Annotated in this window: 1 rRNA gene; it reads left to right on the top strand. The window is 51.3% G+C overall.

The features are described from left to right. The first annotated feature begins 90 nt into the window (after positions 1-90). A 16S ribosomal RNA gene (locus HMPREF2811_RS00165) occupies positions 91-1,639 on the top strand. Positions 1,640-1,646: the final 7 nt, after the last annotated feature.

Raw genomic sequence — 1,646 nt, 5'->3', positions numbered from 1 at the left:
AACATACCCGAATATAAATTCGAGACAGAGTGGTAACTCTATAAAAATACAAGCTAGTAAATAGTAAGAGTCTGAAACGACTCATGAAACTTTCATGAGAGTTTGATCCTGGCTCAGGACGAACGCTGGCGGCGTGCCTAATACATGCAAGTCGAACGAACCGCAACGAGAACTTGTTCTGGTTAAGGTTAGTGGCGCACGGGTGAGTAACACGTGGGGAACCTGCCCTTTAGTGGGGGATAACAGTCGGAAACGACTGCTAATACCGCATAGACAATTTAACCGCCTGGTTAAGTTGGGAAAGGTGCTACGGCATCATTAAAGGATGGCCCCGCGGTGCATTAGCTAGTTGGTAAGGTAACGGCTTACCAAGGCGATGATGCATAGCCGACCTGAGAGGGTGATCGGCCACATTGGGACTGAGACACGGCCCAAACTCCTACGGGAGGCAGCAGTAGGGAATCTTCCGCAATGGACGCAAGTCTGACGGAGCAACGCCGCGTGTGTGAAGAAGGTTTTCGGATCGTAAAGCACTGTTGTTAGAGAAGAACGGCTACTAGAGGAAATGTTAGTAGATTGACGGTATCTAACCAGAAAGCCACGGCTAACTACGTGCCAGCAGCCGCGGTAATACGTAGGTGGCAAGCGTTGTCCGGATTTATTGGGCGTAAAGGGAGCGCAGGTGGTTTCTTAAGTCTGATGTGAAAGCCCACGGCTTAACCGTGGAGGGTCATTGGAAACTGGGGAACTTGAGTGCAGAAGAGGAAAGCGGAATTCCATGTGTAGCGGTGAAATGCGTAGATATATGGAGGAACACCAGTGGCGAAAGCGGCTTTCTGGTCTGTAACTGACACTGAGGCTCGAAAGCGTGGGGAGCGAACAGGATTAGATACCCTGGTAGTCCACGCCGTAAACGATGAGTGCTAAGTGTTGGAGGGTTTCCACCCTTCAGTGCTGGCGTTAACGCAATAAGCACTCCGCCTGGGGAGTACGACCGCAAGGTTGAAACTCAAAGGAATTGACGGGGACCCGCACAAGCGGTGGAGCATGTGGTTTAATTCGAAGCAACGCGAAGAACCTTACCAGGTCTTGACATCTCTTGCATATCTTAGAGATAAGAGAAACCCTTCGGGGCAAGAAGACAGGTGGTGCATGGTTGTCGTCAGCTCGTGTCGTGAGATGTTGGGTTAAGTCCCGCAACGAGCGCAACCCTTATAACTAGTTGCCAGCATTCAGATGGGGACTCTAGTTAGACTGCCGGTGACAAACCGGAGGAAGGTGGGGATGACGTCAAATCATCATGCCCCTTATGACCTGGGCTACACACGTGCTACAATGGATGGTACAACGAGTCGCTAACTCGCAAGAGCATGCCAATCTCTAAAAGCCATTCTCAGTTCGGATTGTAGTCTGCAACTCGACTACATGAAGCCGGAATCGCTAGTAATCGCGGATCAGCACGCCGCGGTGAATACGTTCCCGGGTCTTGTACACACCGCCCGTCACACCACGAGAGTTTGTAACACCCGAAGCCGGTGGCCTAACCAATTGGAGGGAGCCGTCGAAGGTGGGATGGATGATTGGGGTGAAGTCGTAACAAGGTAGCCGTATCGGAAGGTGCGGCTGGATCACCTCCTTTCTAAGGA

Source organism: Globicatella sp. HMSC072A10 (genome assembly GCF_001811625.1).
GTDB lineage: Bacteria > Bacillota > Bacilli > Lactobacillales > Aerococcaceae > Globicatella > Globicatella sanguinis.
The sequence above is the reverse complement of the archived record's forward strand: the minus strand, read 5'-3'. Positions and strand labels throughout refer to the sequence as shown.